The 19,797-nt window shown below is 43.3% G+C and carries 19 protein-coding genes; 6 read left to right on the top strand and 13 right to left on the bottom strand.

Features of this window, described 5'->3' with window-relative positions:
• Nucleotides 1-20: 20 nt before the first annotated feature.
• Complete coding sequence (locus tag JFU01_RS03875) at nucleotides 21-1,427, bottom strand: aldehyde dehydrogenase family protein (protein ID WP_195855839.1); 1,407 nt, start codon at nucleotides 1,425-1,427, stop codon at nucleotides 21-23.
• Nucleotides 1,428-1,588: 161 nt separating this feature from the next.
• On the opposite strand from JFU01_RS03875, the gene yfcC reads away from it, so the two are divergent.
• Both yfcC and iadA read left to right on the top strand, forming a co-directional pair.
• Nucleotides 1,589-3,316: a putative basic amino acid antiporter YfcC gene (yfcC, locus tag JFU01_RS03880; RefSeq protein ID WP_195855838.1), complete on the top strand. Its 1,728-nt coding sequence runs from the start codon at nucleotides 1,589-1,591 to the stop codon at nucleotides 3,314-3,316.
• 14 nt (nucleotides 3,317-3,330) lie between these two features.
• The gene (iadA, locus tag JFU01_RS03885; RefSeq protein WP_195855837.1) at nucleotides 3,331-4,512 is read left to right on the top strand and encodes a beta-aspartyl-peptidase; all 1,182 of its coding nucleotides are present in this window, start codon (nucleotides 3,331-3,333) and stop codon (nucleotides 4,510-4,512) included.
• Nucleotides 4,513-4,565: 53 nt separating this feature from the next.
• On the opposite strand, the gene JFU01_RS03890 is transcribed toward iadA, so the two are convergent.
• Nucleotides 4,566-5,468 (bottom strand): acetamidase/formamidase family protein, encoded by a 903-nt coding sequence (locus JFU01_RS03890; protein WP_195855836.1) that lies wholly within the window; start codon nucleotides 5,466-5,468, stop codon nucleotides 4,566-4,568.
• 136 nt (nucleotides 5,469-5,604) lie between these two features.
• Nucleotides 5,605-6,900 (bottom strand): adenylosuccinate lyase, encoded by a 1,296-nt coding sequence (gene purB / locus JFU01_RS03895; protein ID WP_195855835.1) that lies wholly within the window; start codon nucleotides 6,898-6,900, stop codon nucleotides 5,605-5,607.
• 494 nt (nucleotides 6,901-7,394) lie between these two features.
• Between purB and JFU01_RS03900 the strand changes: the two genes are divergently transcribed.
• Nucleotides 7,395-8,681, top strand: a complete 1,287-nt coding sequence (locus tag JFU01_RS03900; RefSeq protein ID WP_195855834.1) for an adenylosuccinate synthase — start codon at nucleotides 7,395-7,397, stop codon at nucleotides 8,679-8,681.
• A 127-nt stretch (nucleotides 8,682-8,808) separates the two neighbouring features.
• Here JFU01_RS03900 and groL read toward each other — a convergent pair whose 3' ends face one another.
• The 3 genes from groL to JFU01_RS03915 all read right to left on the bottom strand — a co-directional run bounded on the left by groL (nucleotide 8,809) and on the right by JFU01_RS03915 (nucleotide 11,794).
• A complete protein-coding gene (gene groL, locus JFU01_RS03905; RefSeq protein ID WP_195855833.1) occupies nucleotides 8,809-10,437 on the bottom strand; it encodes a chaperonin GroEL in 1,629 nt (542 codons plus the stop codon).
• Between the two features lie 79 nt (nucleotides 10,438-10,516).
• Nucleotides 10,517-10,786 (bottom strand): co-chaperone GroES, encoded by a 270-nt coding sequence (locus JFU01_RS03910; RefSeq protein WP_013668958.1) that lies wholly within the window; start codon nucleotides 10,784-10,786, stop codon nucleotides 10,517-10,519.
• Between the two features lie 363 nt (nucleotides 10,787-11,149).
• Nucleotides 11,150-11,794, bottom strand: coding sequence for a redox-sensing transcriptional repressor Rex (locus JFU01_RS03915; RefSeq protein ID WP_064293403.1), 645 nt, complete (start codon nucleotides 11,792-11,794; stop codon nucleotides 11,150-11,152).
• 234 nt (nucleotides 11,795-12,028) lie between these two features.
• On the opposite strand from JFU01_RS03915, the gene JFU01_RS03920 reads away from it, so the two are divergent.
• Complete coding sequence (locus tag JFU01_RS03920) at nucleotides 12,029-13,978, top strand: ABC-F family ATP-binding cassette domain-containing protein (protein WP_195855832.1); 1,950 nt, start codon at nucleotides 12,029-12,031, stop codon at nucleotides 13,976-13,978.
• 66 nt (nucleotides 13,979-14,044) lie between these two features.
• Here the strand turns inward: JFU01_RS03920 and JFU01_RS03925 are convergent, their stop codons facing one another.
• The 5 genes from JFU01_RS03925 to tsaB are packed head-to-tail and all read right to left on the bottom strand — an operon-like array spanning nucleotide 14,045 to nucleotide 17,186.
• The gene (locus JFU01_RS03925) at nucleotides 14,045-14,326 is read right to left on the bottom strand and encodes a DUF503 domain-containing protein (RefSeq protein ID WP_111852438.1); all 282 of its coding nucleotides are present in this window, start codon (nucleotides 14,324-14,326) and stop codon (nucleotides 14,045-14,047) included.
• 52 nt (nucleotides 14,327-14,378) lie between these two features.
• On the bottom strand, nucleotides 14,379-15,395 hold the full coding sequence (gene tsaD, locus JFU01_RS03930) for a tRNA (adenosine(37)-N6)-threonylcarbamoyltransferase complex transferase subunit TsaD (protein WP_230086934.1): 1,017 nt from the start codon (nucleotides 15,393-15,395) through the stop codon (nucleotides 14,379-14,381).
• Nucleotides 15,373-15,867, bottom strand: coding sequence for a ribosomal protein S18-alanine N-acetyltransferase (gene rimI, locus JFU01_RS03935; protein ID WP_195855830.1), 495 nt, complete (start codon nucleotides 15,865-15,867; stop codon nucleotides 15,373-15,375). The genes tsaD and rimI (JFU01_RS03935) overlap by 23 nt, the downstream gene beginning before the upstream one ends.
• Entirely contained in the window at nucleotides 15,812-16,474 is a 663-nt protein-coding gene (gene rimI / locus JFU01_RS03940) for a ribosomal protein S18-alanine N-acetyltransferase (protein WP_195855829.1), read from the bottom strand. Before rimI (JFU01_RS03940) ends, rimI (JFU01_RS03935) begins: the two co-directional genes overlap by 56 nt.
• Nucleotides 16,455-17,186: a tRNA (adenosine(37)-N6)-threonylcarbamoyltransferase complex dimerization subunit type 1 TsaB gene (gene tsaB / locus JFU01_RS03945; protein ID WP_195855828.1), complete on the bottom strand. Its 732-nt coding sequence runs from the start codon at nucleotides 17,184-17,186 to the stop codon at nucleotides 16,455-16,457. The genes rimI (JFU01_RS03940) and tsaB overlap by 20 nt, the downstream gene beginning before the upstream one ends.
• 180 nt (nucleotides 17,187-17,366) lie before the next feature.
• On the opposite strand from tsaB, the gene JFU01_RS03950 reads away from it, so the two are divergent.
• On the top strand, nucleotides 17,367-17,606 hold the full coding sequence (locus tag JFU01_RS03950; protein WP_195853688.1) for a DUF896 domain-containing protein: 240 nt from the start codon (nucleotides 17,367-17,369) through the stop codon (nucleotides 17,604-17,606).
• A gap of 109 nt (nucleotides 17,607-17,715) precedes the next feature.
• Here JFU01_RS03950 and JFU01_RS03955 read toward each other — a convergent pair whose 3' ends face one another.
• Entirely contained in the window at nucleotides 17,716-18,018 is a 303-nt protein-coding gene (locus JFU01_RS03955) for a type II toxin-antitoxin system HicB family antitoxin (RefSeq protein ID WP_440201605.1), read from the bottom strand.
• Nucleotides 18,019-18,162: 144 nt separating this feature from the next.
• Nucleotides 18,163-18,606 (bottom strand): type II toxin-antitoxin system HicB family antitoxin, encoded by a 444-nt coding sequence (locus tag JFU01_RS03960; protein WP_195855827.1) that lies wholly within the window; start codon nucleotides 18,604-18,606, stop codon nucleotides 18,163-18,165.
• 510 nt (nucleotides 18,607-19,116) lie between these two features.
• Between JFU01_RS03960 and JFU01_RS03965 the strand changes: the two genes are divergently transcribed.
• Nucleotides 19,117-19,287 carry a hypothetical protein gene (locus JFU01_RS03965; protein ID WP_195855826.1) on the top strand — a complete coding sequence of 57 codons (171 nt, stop codon included), beginning with the start codon at nucleotides 19,117-19,119 and terminating at the stop codon, nucleotides 19,285-19,287.
• Nucleotides 19,288-19,797: the final 510 nt, after the last annotated feature.

The following is a 19,797-nucleotide window of genomic DNA, read 5'->3' on the forward strand; positions in this document are numbered from 1 at the left end:
AATGAAAAAGAAGCAAGCCCTTAGACAAAGATCGTCTTAATTTCTAAGTAGTCGGCAATTCCGTAAGGACCTTTTTCCCGACCGAGACCGGATTCTTTATAGCCACCAAATGGCGCCCTAGAAGACCCAGAAGCATGGTTAACGAAGACATTTCCTGTCCGCAATTGTTCAGCCATGGCTACCGCTTTCTCCTTAGGCCCAACCACATAACCGGATAGACCATAAGCCGAGTCATTAGCGATAGCAAGAGCCTCTTCTTCATCCTGATAGGTCAATACACATAAAACCGGACCAAAAATTTCTTCTTGGGCAATGGTCATTTGATTATCAACCTGGGTAAAGACTGTAGGTTGAACATAGAAACCACTGTGGTCGATATCTTGACCACCTAAGAAAAGCTCAGCGCCTTCATCAATCCCCTTTTGAATATAGTCAAGGACGGTTTCTTTTTGTTGCGCCGATACCATCGGCCCTACCATGGTTTCGCCTTCGCCGGGCATACCGATTTTGACGTGGTCTTGGTAATAAGATTCAATCAATTCCTTAAAGTCTTCCAGTTCAGCTTCAGGCACTAATAAGCGGGTAAAGGCGGAACAGGTTTGGCCCTGGTTGTTTAAAATCGAATCCATGGACTTTTTAACCGCTAAGTCCTTATCCCCACCGGCTAAGTAGAGCATGACCGACTTGCCACCTAATTCAAGAATTAATTTCTTAATGTTTGGTGCAGCTTTTTCATAGAGACCTCGGCCGACTTCAGTAGACCCCGTAAAGGAAATGACAGCCACATCAGGGTGCCCCGCCAGGTAGTCACCGACTTCGCTCCCGGAACCAGTGACTAAGTTAAAGACGCCATGAGGAAGATCAGCTTCCTCAAAGACCTTAGCATAGACCAAGGCGGTCAAAGGCGTATTTGACGCCGGTTTAACCACTACTGTATTTCCGGCAATGAGGGCTGGGGTGACCTTCCGCTGAATTTGATTGAGTGGGTAATTCCAAGGAGTGATGCAAGCCACCACACCGAAACCTTCCTTAATAACCCGTGCCCCATCGATTTCTTCTTCAAAGTCAAAGTCTTTGGCCGAATCCATATATTCACGCATCTCTTTGATGGCCATAGGAATATGATTATCCTTAGCAAAATTGACCGAAGCCCCTAATTCTAAGACCGTGGTCTTAACTAAAAGGTCAGCATATTTCTTCAAGCCGTCATAAACTTTCTCTAAATAGGTTAAACGTTGGTCCACACTTAAGGCATTCCAATCAGGAAAAGCTGCCTTAGCCGCGGCCACTGCTTGATCAACATCCTCCTGGTTACTTTTTTGTACATGATTGATGACTTCTTCTGTCGCCGGATTAATGACTGGCATTAATTCTTGGCTTGACGATGCTATCCATTCTCCATTGATAAAATTCCGATAGTTCTCCATAATCATCACCTCGTTCTTATTATCTAAAAAAATCCCAAGAGACTCAAGCAAGAAGAAATGACCGTAATGGACTTATTCATTAATTAAAAGGAATTTCATTTTAAGACATATCACCTAAAGCGCTATCATGGTACAATAACCTTATAAATATAAAATAAGGAGTGAGAAAAATGAATGAAACCGCTGAGAAAAAACAGCGTTTCCAGACGCCACACACTTACGTCATTATTTTTGGTATTGTTCTCGTGGCCTGGTTACTAACATTCATCGTTCCGGCTGGTAAATATACCACCGAAGTTTTGGAATATGAAGGAGCCAATGGGGAAACCCAAACCCGGACCGTTCTCCAACAAGATTCCTTCCGTTACATGCATCCCTTAAAGGAGGATGTTTTAAGGGACAACTTGGAAGATCTGGTCCAAGAACCCGCTAAATTGCAAGAACTAGAAGTTGACCAGGAGGATTTATCCAAGCTTCTAGAAAAGTCAGAGTCCTTGACCCTGGGGCAGTTAGAAGAAATCGACTTAGAAGAATCCGAACTCTATGCCATGTATGGAGATAGTATCTACGACACCAGTAAAAATTTAAATAAAACCGCTGGCCTATGGGGAACCCAGGACCACTATGGCTTTGGGGTGTTAAACTATATCTTTGAAGGGATTGTCACCGGGGACCGCTATGGTTCCGCCATCGGGATTGTGGCCCTTCTCTTAGTCGTTGGGGGTTCTTTTGGAATTATTATGCGGACCGGAGCTATCGACGCCGGAATTTATGCCTTTGTCAATAGCGCCAAAGGAATGGAACATTTGGCCATTCCCCTGCTCTTCTTCCTCTTTTCCTTTGCCGGAGCAACCTTTGGAGCTTCTGAACAGGTTATTCCCTTTGTGATGATTATTGCTCCCTTTATGATTGCCCTGGGCTATGACTCCATTACAGCCGTGACCGTTACCTTTGCTGCTTCACAGATTGGTAACGCTTGTTCCTGGATGAGTCCCTTCTCCATTGCTATTGCCCAAGGGATCGCTGGGCTTCCGGCCCTGTCAGGGGCTGGCTTTAGGATTGTGATGTGGGTGATTATTACCACCCTCTCCTGCGGCTTTACCATGGTCTACGCGAAGCGAATTCGTAAGGCACCACAATTATCAGCCTCTTATGAATCAGACGCCTACTTCCGGACCGATTTAGCCAAGCAAGAGGATGTCAGCCATGAATTTACCCTGGGCCACAAACTGATCTTATTAGAAATGTTACTCGGCCTGGTATGGATTGTTTGGGGTGTGATGAGTCAAGGCTTTTCCATTCCTGAATTAGCTTCCCAATTCTTTGTTATGGGCTTAGTATCAGGAATTACCGCCCTCATCTTTAGAATTGATGGCATGACCGTTAATGATATTGCCTTCGCCTTTAAAGATGGGGTCTCTGACCTGGCGCCTACCGCTGTAGTTGTCGGGATGGCCAAGGGGATCCTACTGGTCTTAGGAGGATCAGACGCGGGGACCTTCTCCGCCTTAAATACCATTCTCTATGGCGTCGGTAACCTCTTATCTGGTATTCCTAACGTTCTAGGCGCTTGGTTCATGTACATCTTCCAATCACTTTTCAACCTTGTGGTGACTTCAAACTCCGGTCAAGCCGCCCTCACCATGCCGATTATGGCTCCACTGGCGGATATTATCGGAGTCAGTCGTCAAGTTGCCGTCTTGGCCTTCCAATTAGGGTCCGGTTTTGTGGACGCCTTCACCCCAGTTTCTGCTAGCCTGGTGGGTTGCTTGGCAGTCGCTCGGATCGATTGGGCAGATTGGGCTAAGTTCCAAATTAAAATGCAGGGTTTCCTCTTTGTTTTAGGAAGCATTGCCATTATTATTGCCATTAGTATCGGTTACAGTTAGAAAGTTGGGAAAGTATGAAATTAATCAAACAAGTCACTGTTTACGCCCCTGAAAAATTAGGGGTTAAAGATATCTTAATGGACAGTTCCAAAATTATTGCCATTGAGGACCACATCACAATTGATAGTAATGCGATCGACATTGAAGTGATCGACGGTCAAGGCAAAATCGCTACCCCTGGTTTCATTGATAGCCACTTCCACCTCCTAGGAGGCGGTGGTGAGAATGGTTTTCAGAACCGGACACCAGAAGTCCAATTAAGCCAACTAACCACGGCTGGAGTAACTACTGCCTGTGGCTTATTGGGGACTGATGGCGTTGCGCGCGATGAAATGGCCCTATTAGCCAAGGCCCGCGGTTTAGAAGCAGAGGGAATTTCCACCTATATCTATGTCGGAAACTACCGTCTCCCGGCAACCACCCTCACCGGATCCATCATCAAAGACATTATGGCCATTGACAAGGTGATTGGCATTGGTGAAATTGCTATTTCCGACCACCGCAATGGGGCACCAACCTTTGAACAATTTGCCCATGCAGCCGCTGATACCCGGACTGGTGGTCTATTAGCAGGTAAGGCCGGCGTGGTCAATTGCCATGTAGGCCCCAACAAGGGCCGACTAGAATTCCTCTTTAGGGCCTTAGATGAAACTGATATTCCAGTCACCACCTTCCTGCCGACCCACTGTGGCCGGAGCCAGGAACTGGTTAATGAAGCCATTGCCTTTGCCAAACGCGGGGGGACTTTCGATATTACCGGAAGTGAAGACCCCGATATGACCTATGAAAAAGACGGGGAGATTCCCTTTAGAACCGTTCTCAAACAAGTCCTAGACCAAGGCTTAGATGAATCCTGCATTACCATGAGTTCTGATGGCCAAGGAAGTCTGCCTCGCTTCGATGAAGAGGGCAACTTCCTCCGTATTGGTGTGGGCAGTGCTAAGTCACTCTTGGTCGGTATTCAAGAAGCTGTTCAAAGAGAAAATATTGCCCTTGAAAAGGCCCTCCCAGCAGTCACCTCTAACGTTGCCCGTATCCTAAAACTTGACCATAAGGGACGTTTAGAAGTGGGACGGGACGCAGATATCCTTCTCTTAGATGAAGACAATCTAGCCATCGATACCGTGATTGCCATGTCAGAGATAATGATTAAAAACAAAGAAATCATTAAATACGGTACCTTCGAAAATGCCTAAAGAAGGCCGAATTAAAAAGGAGTTGCTCACTGCAACTCCTTTTTTACTTAGGCTTACTCTTTAACATCCTTTAACTTTTCATAACTGGCCTTGTCGACCCGAACGCGCATGGAAATATTGGGGTTAACAATCTGACAAGATTCTAAATGAGCGGCAAAGGTCATGAACATGCCAACTTTATTATAGGATAAGCCGGTTTGAGCCATGAGAAATTCTGCCATCCGGTCATTGGCTTGAACAACTGCTGTTTCAAAGTCTTCACCGACACCATAGGAATAATAAGCCTGGTCAGTTTCCACAAAAGGCGTTGGGCAAGGGAAGGACTCGAGGACTTCTACAGTTAGGTCAACCGAGCCACCGATCTCAACACCACTGCCCCAAATCTCGCCATCACCCATGGCGGCATGCATGTCACCTAAAGCCAGGAGTGCCCCTTCGACCTCCACAGGCAGGTAAACGACAGAGCCTTCGGTTATTTGATTGTTGTCCATATTGCCACCATGTAAGTCAGGCAATCCAGTAGCTACCGCTTCGCCCTTAGGTGCTGTCCCGATCACACCAATCATCTTATGAACCGGGAAAGTTGCTCCATAATAGTCAAAGGTCTTTTGGTCTTCGCTGACCTTACAGATGGCTGTCTCTTCTTCAGTAATTTCCTTGGAGAAATATTTGTTGAGCCCTGGAGAAGTCATAATAGCTCCTTGGGGATCTAAGTCAATGCTATGAATAGTCACTTTCAGCACATTGCCTGGTTGAGCGCCTTCCACATAAATCGGACCAGTTGCTGGATTAATTTCATTAAAATCAATCCCAGAAATTAAGTCCTTTTCATCCTGGACGCTGCCCTTGAAGCAATCCCAGACATCAACCTGCAAACGCTGGCCACTAGCTACCTTAGCAATGGGTTCATGGTTCTTGTCCATAGAGAACACATAGTGATCTTTTGTAATATGCATAAGCCTACCTCCATTAAGTCTATTTAAGATTTGATATAAACCTATCATCTCATATTGCTTATAAATAGTAAACGTTTTCAATAGCATATTAGAGGATAACTGAAGAAGGACAAAGAGATCATTTAAAAATAATCAACTAAGCTAATCCCAAACGCGCATAAATTTCATCCACTCGGCGCAAGTGATAAGCCGGATCAAAGGCATCATCAATGGCCGCTTGGTCGAGAGACTGGCGAATTTCCGCATTATTTTCGACTAAGCCTTTAAAATCAAGGCCTTGGTCCCAAGACTTAGCGGTTAGGGGTTGGACTAAATCATAGGCCGCCTCCCTAGAAAGACCTGCATCAATTAATTTTAATAAGACCCGTTGGGAGAAGATCAAATTGTGGGTAGCCTGCATATTGCGCTTCATATTTTCTGGAAAGACCGTCAGATTAGCTAAGATATTACCGAAACGATGGAGGATATAGTCCACTAAGATGGTGGTATCAGGCAAAATAATCCGCTCGGCTGAGGAATGGGAAATATCCCGTTCATGCCAGAGACTGACATCTTCCATAGCAGTCACTACATGGCCTCGAATTACCCGGGCCAGCCCAGTGACATTCTCACTACCGATCGGGTTACGCTTATGGGGCATGGCGCTAGAGCCCTTTTGTCCCGCAGCAAAGTATTCTTCCACTTCTCTGACCTCTGACTTTTGTAAGTGGCGGATTTCAGTCGCCATATTTTCTACTCCGGTAGCAATTAGGGCTAAGACTGAAATATATTCTGCATGCAAGTCACGTGGCAAGACCTGGGTCGAAATCTCTTGGGCACGAATCCCTAAATGCTCACAAACATAGGCTTCCACCTGGGTAGGAACATTAGCAAAAGTCCCCACTGCACCAGAAATTTTTCCCGCTTCAACACCCTTAGCGGCATGTTCAAAACGTTCACGATGACGTTTAAATTCACTATACCAACGGGCCACTTTTAAACCAAAAGTTGTCGGCTCCGCATGAACCCCGTGAGTCCGCCCCATGCAGAGGGTGTTTTTATATTTGAGGGCTTGTTTTTTAAGAATCGCTAAGAAATCATCTAAGTCTTGGCGGAGGAGGTCATTGACTTGCTTTAATTGGTAACCATAAGCTGTATCCACCACATCGGTCGAGGTCAGACCATAATGGACCCATTTCTTCTCCTCGCCCAATGACTCCGAAACACAGCGGGTAAAAGCCACCACATCATGCTTGGTTTCCGCTTCAATCGCTAAAATACGGTTGACATCGAACTTGGCCTGCTGACGAATTGCTTGGGCATCCTCTTGGGGGATTTCTCCTAATTCAGCCCAAGCTTCAACAGCTAAAATTTCCACTTCCAACCACGATTGGTACTTGTTCTCATCCGACCACAATTGTCCCATTTCTGGACGGGTATAGCGATTAATCATCTGCTTTGACTCCTTTTCTGGCAGTTTCTTCTGCCTTGTGCTTCTTAACTTTTGGCGCGCTTGTCGCACTTTGTCCAAACCTGCTCCAGTCACAGGACGAACGTCCATTTCAAAAACTGCCAGCGCTCAGCTTAGCTGAGTTCGGACGCCAGCCTTGAAGTCACTTCAGAAAATTCCAACGCACAGTTTCCTGTGCTTATGGTATTTTCCTCCAGTGATTCAAGTCTCTAACGGCGTCCTCACATCCTTTTAGCTGAGCTTATTATGACAGTTTTCTCCAATGGTTTCGTCCTTCGTTGTGACTGTCGCACTCTGTACTTTATAAATGTATGCTATTTTTTTGGGGCAGGCAAGGACTTTTTTATGATTAAAAAGGTCAGGGCCTAAAAAAAGGTTTTCTTCAAAAAAAATTGCGGTATAATATTTTGGGTGTTATGCCACAAGCTAACATGATGAAGACATTATTAAGATCGAATAGATAAAGGAGAACGCATATGCCATCAGTTGTTGTTGTAGGTACTCAATGGGGCGACGAAGGAAAAGGGAAAATCACCGATTACCTCAGTAGCCAAGCCGATATTATTGCCCGTTACCAAGGCGGTGATAATGCTGGCCACACGATCCAATTCAACCAGCAAACTTTTAAGCTCCACCTCGTTCCCTCAGGAATTTTTTCAGAAGATAAGCTGAGTGTGATCGGAAATGGCGTGGTTGTTAACCCTAAATCTTTACTTGAAGAATTGGCCTATTTGCGCCAAGCAGGAATCTCTTGTGAAAACCTCCGCATCTCTGAACGGGCCCAAGTGATCTTGCCCTACCATCAACTGATCGACCGCTTGGATGAAGAACGTAAAGGCGACAATAAGATCGGTACTACCCAAAAAGGGATTGGCCCTGCCTATATGGATAAGATTGCCCGTAATGGTATCCGGATGGCTGACCTCATTGACCCTGAAACTTTCGCGGAAAGGTTATCTGTACAAATTCAAGTCAAGAACGAACTCCTAACCAAGGTATATGACGAAGAGCCATTAGACTACGACACCATCTACCAGGAATATCTAGCATATGGCCAAAAACTGAAAAAATATGTCACGGATACTTCCTTATTGATGAATGATGCCTATGACCAAGGAGAAAACATTCTTTTTGAGGGGGCCCAAGGGGTCTTATTGGATATTGATCATGGGACCTATCCCTTCGTGACTTCCTCTAACCCCATTGCCGGTGGTGCTACAGTCGGTTGTGGGATTGGCCCAAGCAAAATCAATACCGTTATCGGAGTCATGAAGGCCTATACCTCTCGAGTAGGTGACGGTCCCTTCCCAACTGAATTGCATGATGCTATTGGGGACCGCATCCGTGAAGTCGGCCATGAATATGGTACCACTACTGGACGTCCACGCCGGGTAGGTTGGTTCGACGGGGTGGTGACGGCCCATGCGCGCCGGGTTTCTGGTTTAACCAAGCTTTCCTTGAACTGTTTAGACGTCTTAACTGGCCTAGATGAAATCAAGGTCTGTGTAGGCTACCAAACCCCTGATGGCGAAATCTCCAAGTCCTATCCCGCTAACCTGCGCTACCTGGCCCAATGTCAACCCATCTATGAAAGTTTACCTGGCTGGGAAGAAGACATAACTAGCTGTCAAGACTTTGACCAACTTCCCGAAAATGCTAAAGCTTATGTCCGTCGCATCAGTGAAATCGTAGGGGCCCCCATTGCCACAGTGTCAGTGGGACCTGACCGAACCCAAACCCTAATCTTAGATAATATTTGGTAAAAACGATAAAGAGAAAAAGTAAGCTCTGACTGAGGAAAATCTCCTTAATCTGAGCTTACTTTTTTGTGAAAAAGCGCTTGGGAAATTCCCAAGCGCTTTTCAATCTTTATCCTATTCAGTTTTTGGATTAATACATACCTGGTGCGCCTGCTCCTGCAGCTGCATCATTTCCTGCATTTTCTTCTGGATGGTCAGCAACAACTGCTTCAGTAGTTAAAATTAAACCAGCTACTGAGCCTGCATTTTGTAAAGCAGAACGTGACACCTTGGTTGGGTCAACCACACCATCAGAAATCATGTCTACCCATTCACCACTAGCAGCGTTGTAACCAACACCTTGGTCTTTATCGTGAATGTGTTCTACAATGACAGAACCTTCTAGACCAGCATTTTCAGCGATTTGACGTAGTGGGGTTTCGAGGGCACGAACCACAATATCTGCACCAGTTTGTTCGTCACCTTCTAAGGAGTCAACGACTTCTTTCACCTTGTCTTGGATATTCATGAAGGCAGTACCACCACCAGCTACGATACCTTCTTCAACCGCAGCACGAGTAGCGTTTAAAGCGTCTTCGATACGTAATTTACGTTCTTTTTGTTCAGATTCGGTCGCTGCACCCACGCGAACAACGGCAACCCCGCCAGCTAATTTAGCAAGACGTTCTTGTAATTTTTCACGGTCATAGTCAGAAGTAGTTTCTTCAATTTGTTTTCTGATATGAGCCACACGTTGTTCCAATTGTTCCTTGTTACCCTTACCTTCAACAATGGTGGTATCGTCTTTAGTAATGGTTACGCGGGCAGCTTGACCTAATTGATCAATGCTGGTGTCTTTCAATTCAAGACCTAAGTCTTCAGTAATGACTGTACCACCGGTAAGAACAGCTAAGTCTTCTAATTGTTCTTTACGACGGTCACCAAAGCCAGGCGCTTTCACAGCAACGACATTGAATGTCCCACGAATCTTGTTCAAGACTAAAGTAGGAAGTGCTTCACCTTCAACATCGTCAGCCACTAATAATAGGGATTTACCTTGTTGTACGATTTGTTCTAATAATGGAAGGATATCTTGAATATTAGAAATCTTCTTATCAGTGAGAAGGATGTAAGGATCATCGAGAACAGCTTCCATCTTATCATTGTCGGTTACAAAGTATTGGGATAAGTAACCGCGGTCAAATTGCATCCCTTCAACAACATCTAAGGCAGTGTCCATGGATTGTGATTCTTCAATGGTAATAACACCATCTTGGCCTACTTTTTCCATAGCGTCAGCAATTAATTGACCTACTTCTTGGTCGCCGGAAGAAATTGCCGCAACGTTAGCAATGGATTCTTTAGCATTCACTGGAACAGAAATTTCTTTCAAGGCTTCTACTGCCTTGCGGATAGCTTGATCCATCCCACGACGAATGCCCACAGGATTTGCCCCTGCTGTCACGTTTTTGAAACCTTCATGGACGAGGGCTTGAGTTAGGATGGTAGCGGTAGTTGTCCCGTCACCAGCAACATCATTGGTCTTAGAAGCGACTTCAGAAACTAATTTAGCTCCCATATTTTCAAAGTGATCTTCTAATTCAATGTCTTTAGCAATGGTCACCCCGTCATTGGTGATTAATGGAGACCCGTAGCTACGTTCTAGGACAACGTTACGTCCCTTAGGTCCTAAGGTCACTTTCACGGTATTAGCTAATTTATCAATACCTTCTACTAAAGATTGTCTTGCATCACTTGAATATTTAATATCTTTGGCCATTCTATCTATCTCCTATTCTAAATCTAAGCATGATCGAGAATTCAATGTTTTTTGTTGATTGTCGAAGTTCAGTCAATGATTATTCAACTACAGCAGTTAAATCTTTTTCTTTAATGATGAGGTAATCTTCCCCTTCATAGCGGATTTCGCTTACTGCATATTTTTCAAAAATAACTTGGTCGCCCACTTTAACTTGAGGGGTGTAGTCATCAGTAGCATCAGCAACGGCTACCACTTGACCTACTTGAGGTTTTTCTTTAGCAGCAGATGGTAAAACGATGCCAGAAGCGGTTTTTTCTTCCTCTTCTTGGACTTGAATAATCACACGTTCATTTAACGGCTTTAACATTTAAAATATCCCTCCAAATTTCACATACTAATTAATAACACTTTTAACGATTTGTTAGCACTCATCATCTCCGACTGCTAACTTACAATGTTTATAGTAAAACATTTCCAGATATAAATCAAGTAATTCGTTGACTTTTTTTGACCTTTTTTCTTTTTATCACTTTAAAAGTATAAAATATCATTTAAAAAGTATATTATGCTTGAAACCAGAAAATATAACGCTAGATTAAACTCTTTATTCTTTGATTTTTACTATTGATGACAAGAAAAAAGCCCTCACTTGAAGAGAGCTTTACTAAGCGACTGGCATAAGTTAGACCTGATCATTCTGTCAGGTTTCTGCTAACTTCTGCTAGTTCTACTAATTTTTCTTTTTATTGTTGCCATTTCGATTACCAATATAGTAAATCAAGGTTTGCAGCTCATTGGCTAAATCGACGTTTTGGACATGAATATCTTCAGGAACATCTAAAACCACCGGCGTAAAGTTCAAGATGCCTTGAATACCGGCTTCACCTAATTCACTCACGGTATCTTGGGCGACCTTTTCCGGAACGGTCATAATAGCAATCAGAATTTCCATTTCTTGAATCCGTTCCTTTAATTCACTCATGGGGTAAACCGGTACCCCACTATGGACGGTTCCTACAATCTCAGGATTAATATCAAAGGCCGCCCCAATCCGGATATTATTGGTCCGTTTAAAGTTATAATTTAATAAGGCGTTCCCTAAATTACCGACCCCGATCAAAGCCACTGTGGTGAGGCGGTCTTGGTAGAGTTGGCGACTAAAGAAGTCCAATAGAGCTTCAACATCATAGCCATAACCACGCTTCCCTAGGGCACCAAAATGTGAGAAATCCCGACGAATAGTGGCGCTGTCCACTTTGATCGCCTCACTGAGTTCACTGGAAGAAATCCGTGTCTTACCCATATTCTTAAAATTATGCAAGTAACGGTAATAAAGCGGTAACCGCCTAGCCGTTGCACGTGGAATTTCCTTCATGTTTCCACTCCTTTTCACAAGATATCAAATACATTTTATCACCTAAATCATAAAATGGAAAGAACTTTGTGAAAAATCACATAAATCTTTTTGGCTAATTTTCATTAATTTTAAAACTTTGTGAATAATTCCGCCCCTTTCTAAGGGAAAGTTCACAAAGCCAAAAAATATCTATCGATAAAATATGATACACTAGTGAAGACAATAATAAACGATTTAGGAGGAAAGGATCCAATGATTGTATTACAAGGATCAAAACTCATGCGACGTTTTGGCTCCGATATTCTTTTCCAAGATGTCCAAATGACCATCCAAGATAATAGTCGTACTGCCCTAGTCGGTAGAAACGGTACCGGCAAATCCACCCTACTCAAAATGTTGGCAGGGATTGAAGAGCCTGACCAAGGGCAAGTCACTCGGGCTAAGGGCAAGACCATTGCCTACATGGACCAACATGCCGCCATTGAAAACAGTCAACGGACAATTTATGAAGAAATGCGGTCGGTTTTTAAAGAATCCATCGCCCTCATCCACCATGCCGAGCAAGCCGCTCAAGACTTGGCCGATGCCCAGGATGAAGCAAGCTACCAAGAGGCCCTCAAACGCTATGATCAATTACAAGAAGAAGTCAACCAAAGCAATGCTTACGGTTATGATTCCGAGATTCGCATGGTCCTCCACGGCTTTCAATTTCCCGAATCAGATTACGACAAACCTATCAATCAATTATCTGGTGGTCAACGAACGCGACTAGCCCTGGCCAAGGTCCTCCTTGAAAAGCGCGATATTCTCATCCTCGACGAACCCACCAACCACTTAGACATTGAAACCCTAACCTGGCTAGAAAATTACCTACCTTCCTATCCTGGAGCCCTTTTGATCGTCAGCCACGACCGTTATTTCTTAGACCATGTCACCAATGAAACCTATGAAATGACTGGACACAGTATGGAATATTATAAGGGGAATTATTCCTTCTACCTCAAAGAAAAGGCTGTTCGCCTAGAAAGCTGGCAAAAGGCCTATGATAAACAACAAAAGAAAATCGCCAAGTTAGAAGACTATGTGGCTCGTAACCTGGTCCGGGCTTCAACCACCAAGATGGCCCAGAGTCGGCGTAAGCAACTCGAAAAGATGCCCAAAATCGAAAAGCCTAAGCAAGACGAAAAAAGTCCCCACATTCAATTTCTAACCGACAAGTCTAGTGGCAATGTGGTCCTTACTGCCGACCACTTAGGCATTGGTTACGATGATCACTTACTTTCCTATCCGATTGAACTGGATGTTAGAAAGCAACAAGCTATCGCAGTAGTGGGGCCCAACGGCGTGGGTAAATCTACCCTCTTAAAAACCATTATCCAAGAAATTCCCGCCATCAAAGGGGAAATTCACTATGGCGCCAACGTGACTATTGGCTACTATGACCAAGAATTAGCCAAACTCCACAGCAATAAGGATGTCCTCCACGAACTTTGGGATGACCATCCGACCATTAACGAGGAAAACATTCGTACCATCCTGGGGTCTTTTCTCTTTTCCGGACAAGACGTGGAAAAATCTGTTGCCATGCTGAGTGGAGGGGAGAAGGCCCGGCTTGCCCTCGCCAAACTCTCCTTTAACCATGATAATTTCTTGGTATTGGACGAACCAACTAACCACTTAGATATCGATTCTAAGGAAATTCTCGAAAATGCCCTGATTGCCTATGATGGAACCTTGCTCTTTGTCAGCCACGACCGCTACTTTATCAATCGAATTGCCACCCAAGTGCTTGAAATCAGTCCGGAGGGTTCCACTCTCTACCTGGGCGATTATGATTATTATCTCAATAAAAAAGCCGAGCAGGAAGCGCGGCTAGAAGAAGAAAACAAAGAAAATCAAGACAGTCTTACTGAAGAAAAGCCAGCACCCAGCCAGTCCGCCCAAGCCTATCAAAATCGTAAGGAACGCCAAAAAGAAGAAAGAAAACTCCAACGACAAAGCGAAAAAATTGAAGCAAGTATTGAAGGCTTAGATGAAGAAATAGCAGAGATCCAAGAAAAAATGACTGATCCTGATATTTTACAAAATTACTATGAATTAAACCAACTCGACCAATCTCTTAAAGATAAACAAGCCCAACAAGAAGAACTCTTTAAGGAATGGGAAACCGTCCAAAGTCAATTAGAAGAATTTGGCCAATAAAGATAAAAAAGGTATGCCTACACCAGGACTCAAGACCAAGTCCTCCTGTGCGCATACCTTTTCTTTTTAGGCTTCCAGCCATTCGGTATGAATGACCTCAATGGGATACCAGGCTTCAATTTTATCCAGATAGTTCAGCAAACGCTGCCGGCTCTTACTGTATGAATTAGAAACTAGGCCAAAAGCAACTACCGCTTGGTTAACTAAGTCTAAGTCAGCAATCTCAGCAGCAGTCATCTTTTCACGTTGTTGGGCCCGTTCCACCATACTTTTGACGATCCGGCGCTTATCCTTCAAAGTATAAGCTTGGTCAATGATAAAAGTGACTTCTAAACCGATTAAGACCATCTTTCCTCCCTAAGCTTTCTCTAAAAATCAATTGACCTTCGCCTAAGGGCAACTAATTTTCATCACCTAAGTCTAAACCAGGGTTAGCATCTAAGTCCAAGCCGACAAAGTCGCCCTTTTGGTATTGCGGATAGGCAGCCGCTGCAATCATGGCGCCATTATCCCCACATAAACTTAATGGTGGGTAGGAGAGGCGCACTTCAGGATGTTCTTGGGCCAGCTGACTTTCTAATTCCTGTCTAAGTGAAGAATTTGCGGCCACGCCTCCGGCAACCACTAATTGTTTGACTGGGTAGGCCTCTATCGCCCGCATGGTTTTAGTTACTAAGACCTCAACAGCGGCTGCTTGGAAGCTAGCTGCTACATCATTGGGATTTAACTTTTCCCCTTTTTGTTCCGCATTATGGGCATGGTTAATGACCGCGGATTTCAGTCCACTATATGAGAAGTCAAAATTATCCTCATTGATCATGGGGCGAGGATAGTCATAAATGGCCTGACCTTCTTGGGCCATTTCATCCATGCGTTTGCCCCCAGGATAAGGAACCCCTAAAATACGGCCGACCTTATCATAAGCTTCCCCCACAGCGTCATCACGGGTATCGCCAATTTTTTGATAATGACCATCTTCTTTCATATAGACCAATTCAGTATGTCCCCCACTAACCACTAAGGCTAATAAAGGGAAAACCATTTGATCAGATATATTATTGGCATAGATATGACCTGCCATATGGTTGACGCCGATTAAGGGTTTGTCATGGGCAAAGGCCAGGGTTTTAGCCGCAGTAATCCCGATAAGTAAAGAGCCCACTAAGCCTGGCCCCTTGGTAACCGCCACAGCATCAATCTCTGGCCAGGTCACCTCTGCTTCCTTCATGGCATAATCAATCACCTGTGTGATTTGCTCGACATGGTGGCGGCTAGCGATCTCTGGGACTACCCCACCAAAACGCATATGACTTTTAATTTGTGTGGCAACGACATTACACTTCATCTCTTTGCCATCAATAACGATCGCTGCACCGGTTTCGTCACAGCTTGATTCAATTCCCAATATTGTTGTCACTGGTCGATCTCTCCCATAAATAAACTTTTGCATCTTCATGATTATCTTGGTAATAGTTTTTGCGTTGGTCAATACACTTAAAACGCTGGCTCTCGTACAAGGCCTGGGCGGGGAGGTTGTGGGCGCGGACTTCTAAGAAACAGCGGGCTAAACCTTTTTCTTCTAAATAGACCAGGGCTTGAGTCAAAAGTAAGGCCCCCAAGCCCTGGCGCCTTCTTTGGGGGCTGACTGCAAAATGCAATAATTCCCCTTCATCAGCCAATAATTGAAAAGTAGCTGCCGCTAAGACGACTTGCTTTTCATCTAACAAGAAGAATAAATAGAGTCGCGAACTGGCTAAGCCCCGTTCCAACCAATCCCTGGCGATGTGGGGCATATGGTCAAAAGCCTCCTGGTAAAAAGCTAGCACCTGCTGGCTAATCCCGGGTATCTGTTTGGCCTCCGGTCGGTGGTAGACTATGATTTGCTTCATCTTCTTGGGCAACCTGGTGGGATTCATTTTGCCAAGTCAAAGTAAGCGCATCCTCATGATTATCACGATAATAACGCGGCATTTTTCCCGTTGCCTTAAACCCCTCTCGTAGATAGAATTTCTGAGCTCCTTCATTGGATAAACGCACTTCTAAGGTTATCGAGTCACGTTCCAGCTCAGGAGCTAAGTGTTTGACCAAGTCTAAGAGCTTGGACCCAATCCCTAAGGACTGGTAGCTGGGTCGTACGGCTAAATTCGAAATATGAATCGATGCTTTGTCCCGCCGACAACCTACAAAGGCCAGCAGTTCCTTTTCCTTAAAGGCTTGTAGGTAAAAAGTTGACGGATTGTAAAGCATATCATTATAGATATCCTTCTTGGACCACATCTGATGCCCATCATAAGCCGCCCGCTCCAAAGCCACCATTTGGTCAATCCACTCCGAATCGGAGATGGCTAAATCGAGCTCCTGATCTAGGCCGTAAGTCAAAGTAGACTTATCCAAATCGATCTGCTGACTCAGAGCCTGGCTAGGTTCATCAGCAAATAACTGGGTAATTTTATTGCCCAGCTGAAACAGCCAGCGATCAAAGCATTCTTTCCACATAATGGCCTCGGTTTGCTTCCGCTTCTTCGGGGTGTTTCTCCTCCCAACGCTCTTCGGCTTCCGCTAATTTAGCATAGTCTGGTAAGAAAGTGGCGACATCTTCTTCCTCTAGTTCTAGCTTAGCCAGTAAGGGAGCGTGGATAACCCCTTTTTCTGCCGGTAATAACTTAGCTTGCTCGCCTAAATGTTCTTTAATTAGTTCCTCAAATTGGTCAATATCCGAACTGATAAAATACAAGCTTTGGTCTGGACAAGCTGTCTTTAACTGGTCTAGCCAGTCTGCTAGCCGGTAATGCCCCATAGTTAGGCCTTCTACTTCCTCTCCATTACTATCATAAGCCATAGCAAAAACGGTTTGGCGTCTAGCATTAATTAGAGGACAAATGATGCCATCCTCCCCGACGGCATTGGCAGCAATGGCTTCTAAACTGGTCACTGAATAAAGTGGAATATTTAAGGTCCAAGCCAAGGTTTTGGCAGTGGTTACCCCGATTCGAAGTCCAGTATAGGAACCCGGTCCCCGAGTAACAATCACTCGGTCCAGGTCACTTACTTCCCAAGCAACCGTAGTAAACAACTGTTTAATCAAGGGTAAAAGGGCTTTAGAATGTTTAATTTTAGTATTTGTGGTGATTTCCATTTTGCTGGTCTGATCTTCAATCAGCGCAATACTCATAGAAACCGTTGATGTATCGATAGCTAATGTTCGCATGATAATCCCCTTTGTGCTTCAAACTCATGTAGGTCTATTCTAACATTATTATAGGAATGGGGCTAGGTGCTAGCTTGGCACTTAGAAGCAAGAAAGTTGCAGGCTAATCAGATACTTGGTATATTGTACTAGCTGCAAAAAGCTTAAGGTCAAGAGACCAAGATTAAAGGAGGTCTTAACATGGACGAATTACTCAAACGCATCAATGAATTAGCTAAAAAACAAAAAGAAGACGGCTTAACTGCCGAAGAAAAGGAAGAACAAACACAACTTCGTCAAGAATACTTGAAGATCTTCCGCGGTAACTTCAAAAACATTATGATGAATACCAAAGTCATCGACCCTGAAGGCACCGATATCACCCCAGAAAAACTCAAACAAGCCCAAGCGGAACACCATGGTAAAGGACAAACAAAATAATCCTTCCCCTTCTAACCGCTGAATGAATAATAGATAAACAGCTGCCAATAGTGGCCCGGTATGATGCATACTGGTCACCGCTTTTGACAGCTGTTTTTGTATCTAGAAATTAGACGCCTAATTTTTCTTTGAGCGCCTCAGTTAAAGTTTGCGAAAAGTTAATTTGTTTTTCAATGGCTAAATCATTTAACCATTCGGGTATAGTAACCGTCTTGCGCACTGTTTTAGAGTGATATTTGCGCCGATAAGCAACTAAGTCAACACCAATAAGCGCAAGATCACTATCTGGAAACTGTTCACTAACACTTTCAATCGAGCTCGGTTCAGGATAGTTATCGTAATCGTCAAGAACAGCACCTAAGACTTCCACAGCCTTTTCATAAGCTTGTGACAGGTCTTCTCCCTGGGTCATTGCCGCAGGAATATCAGGAAATTTGACAATAATATACTTCTCTTTCAAAGATAGCTGGAAATACTAACACATCTTTCAACTCTTTCCATGTAGATGACAACTTTACTTTAAATAAAAATTTCTAAATCGAGAAGTCATTAGAAATTATAAATGAATATGCTTATCACTGATAGCTTCGGTAAGTAACTTCGATAAATCAAACCCATCTCCCTCAGCTAGACTTTCAGCCCAAACCGGAATACTGACAGTGACATCAACTAATTCATCGAGATTTAAATACACCGAAACATCAGTCACCACCATCGATATAAATGATTGTTCCATATCATAGTCGTCTTGCCAATTGGTATCCTCTTTATAGGGATAATTTTCAACCAGCGATAGATCATTAATATTGGATGGCTGAGGGATTTTTTTATTACTTTCCAAGGCATCCCCTAAAACAATCCCTAAATACTCCGAAGCCATATACAAGGCATCAGAAATACTTTCTCCTTGGGTAGCGCCATCATCCAAATCTGGAAAACTTATAAAGTAGCCATCAAATTCTTTGTCAAAATAGAAAAGGGCCGGATAAGATCTTTTCATGGCTTGCTCCTTTCAAATGCTGTGTGTTTCAAATTAATTATATATCAAAAATAGACTGGTCTATATTTAGCTGCTTCATATTATAAAAAAGAATTATTTCTGCAAAAATGAACAATTATGATTTAATCCTAAAAAAATTGTCAGAGCTGATAATAGTGAATTCTATAAAAGTGTGTTAGCTTCCAATAATCCGTTACCAAGACATCTATATATTTATAACGATTTTAAGGGTATCTAAGCCATAGAGCAAGATCTAAAGGATACTCTTGCGTTGAGATGTATAATTCAAGCTTAAGTAATGAGAAAATAATGGCAAGAAAAGTTGAAAACGCTGATGCGATCATTGATATGTTAAATGGCGACGGATATAATTTAATTAAAGACATTAGTAAATATCTAGGAATGAAATCGATTAATTAAGAAAGAATGTACAATTTTTGCTGAAGTATCGCTTATTAGTGCACTCTCAAACTTTGATTTTAAAGTAACTATTATAAAGGAGTAAATCAAATGAATCTAATTGAAAAAGAAGAAAAATTATATAAAGTCATAGAAGATTATATTTATTTTGATTTTTCTGATTCTAAAGACAAGAGAAGACTTAGACCAGGTGCTCCAAGTGAAGTAGTTGAAGCTTATAAAGAGTTTATTAATTTACCTAAAGTAGAACCAATACGCTAACAAGCACCAGCTAATCGAAGGTGAGGTGCTTTTATTCTGTCCAAAATTAGAAGATGGAAGAAAGATTATAAAAATAATCTTATAACAATTAAACAAAATCACCCGCATGTGCGGGAAAAAGCACGACCCCGTCGCCTTTAATCCCAAAATAGTTAGGATCACCCCCGCATGTGCGGGAAAAGTGTAACAGGCGGCCTTGGTGCTTTGATTGCTGGAATTGCTAAGCTAATCGAAGTACTTAAAGTCAAAGAAAAAGACGATCAACCTTCCGAGCAGGAGTAAGTAAATCGTCTAAAGGATGTAGAGGAGACACCACTCCTCTTCCTATCCTTATCTTATCATAGAAAGGAATTATTATCATGAAAGAATTTATTTTTGTTATGCTTTGTTGTTTAGTTGTTTGGTTAACATTTGATAGAAAGAAGAGATGATTTTGATTATAGATACAAGCAAAATAGAAAAACTTCTAAAAAGCGATATCACTAGCTATCAAATTTCAAAAGCTCCCGG

The organism is Aerococcus sp. Group 2 (assembly GCF_905125285.1).
In the GTDB taxonomy this organism is placed as follows: domain Bacteria; phylum Bacillota; class Bacilli; order Lactobacillales; family Aerococcaceae; genus Aerococcus; species Aerococcus urinae_E.

What these genes read in the sequence shown, in the direction of transcription:
- JFU01_RS03910 (WP_013668958.1), bottom strand. Translation starts at nt 10,786, where the DNA reads ATGTTAAAGCCGTTAAATGAACGTGTGATTATTCAAGTCCAAGAAGAG.
- JFU01_RS03950 (WP_195853688.1), top strand. Translation starts at nt 17,367, where the DNA reads ATGGACGAATTACTCAAACGCATCAATGAATTAGCTAAAAAACAAAAA.
- JFU01_RS03920 (WP_195855832.1), top strand. Translation starts at nt 12,029, where the DNA reads ATGATTGTATTACAAGGATCAAAACTCATGCGACGTTTTGGCTCCGAT.
- JFU01_RS03890 (WP_195855836.1), bottom strand. Translation starts at nt 5,468, where the DNA reads ATGCATATTACAAAAGATCACTATGTGTTCTCTATGGACAAGAACCAT.
- JFU01_RS03900 (WP_195855834.1), top strand. Translation starts at nt 7,395, where the DNA reads ATGCCATCAGTTGTTGTTGTAGGTACTCAATGGGGCGACGAAGGAAAA.
- JFU01_RS03955 (WP_440201605.1), bottom strand. Translation starts at nt 18,018, where the DNA reads ATGACCCAGGGAGAAGACCTGTCACAAGCTTATGAAAAGGCTGTGGAA.
- JFU01_RS03875 (WP_195855839.1), bottom strand. Translation starts at nt 1,427, where the DNA reads ATGGAGAACTATCGGAATTTTATCAATGGAGAATGGATAGCATCGTCA.
- purB (WP_195855835.1), bottom strand. Translation starts at nt 6,900, where the DNA reads ATGATTAATCGCTATACCCGTCCAGAAATGGGACAATTGTGGTCGGAT.
- JFU01_RS03960 (WP_195855827.1), bottom strand. Translation starts at nt 18,606, where the DNA reads ATGAAAAGATCTTATCCGGCCCTTTTCTATTTTGACAAAGAATTTGAT.
- JFU01_RS03915 (WP_064293403.1), bottom strand. Translation starts at nt 11,794, where the DNA reads ATGAAGGAAATTCCACGTGCAACGGCTAGGCGGTTACCGCTTTATTAC.
- rimI (WP_195855830.1), bottom strand. Translation starts at nt 15,867, where the DNA reads ATGAAGCAAATCATAGTCTACCACCGACCGGAGGCCAAACAGATACCC.
- rimI (WP_195855829.1), bottom strand. Translation starts at nt 16,474, where the DNA reads ATGTGGAAAGAATGCTTTGATCGCTGGCTGTTTCAGCTGGGCAATAAA.
- iadA (WP_195855837.1), top strand. Translation starts at nt 3,331, where the DNA reads ATGAAATTAATCAAACAAGTCACTGTTTACGCCCCTGAAAAATTAGGG.
- tsaB (WP_195855828.1), bottom strand. Translation starts at nt 17,186, where the DNA reads ATGCGAACATTAGCTATCGATACATCAACGGTTTCTATGAGTATTGCG.
- JFU01_RS03925 (WP_111852438.1), bottom strand. Translation starts at nt 14,326, where the DNA reads ATGGTCTTAATCGGTTTAGAAGTCACTTTTATCATTGACCAAGCTTAT.
- JFU01_RS03965 (WP_195855826.1), top strand. Translation starts at nt 19,117, where the DNA reads ATGAATCTAATTGAAAAAGAAGAAAAATTATATAAAGTCATAGAAGAT.
- groL (WP_195855833.1), bottom strand. Translation starts at nt 10,437, where the DNA reads ATGGCCAAAGATATTAAATATTCAAGTGATGCAAGACAATCTTTAGTA.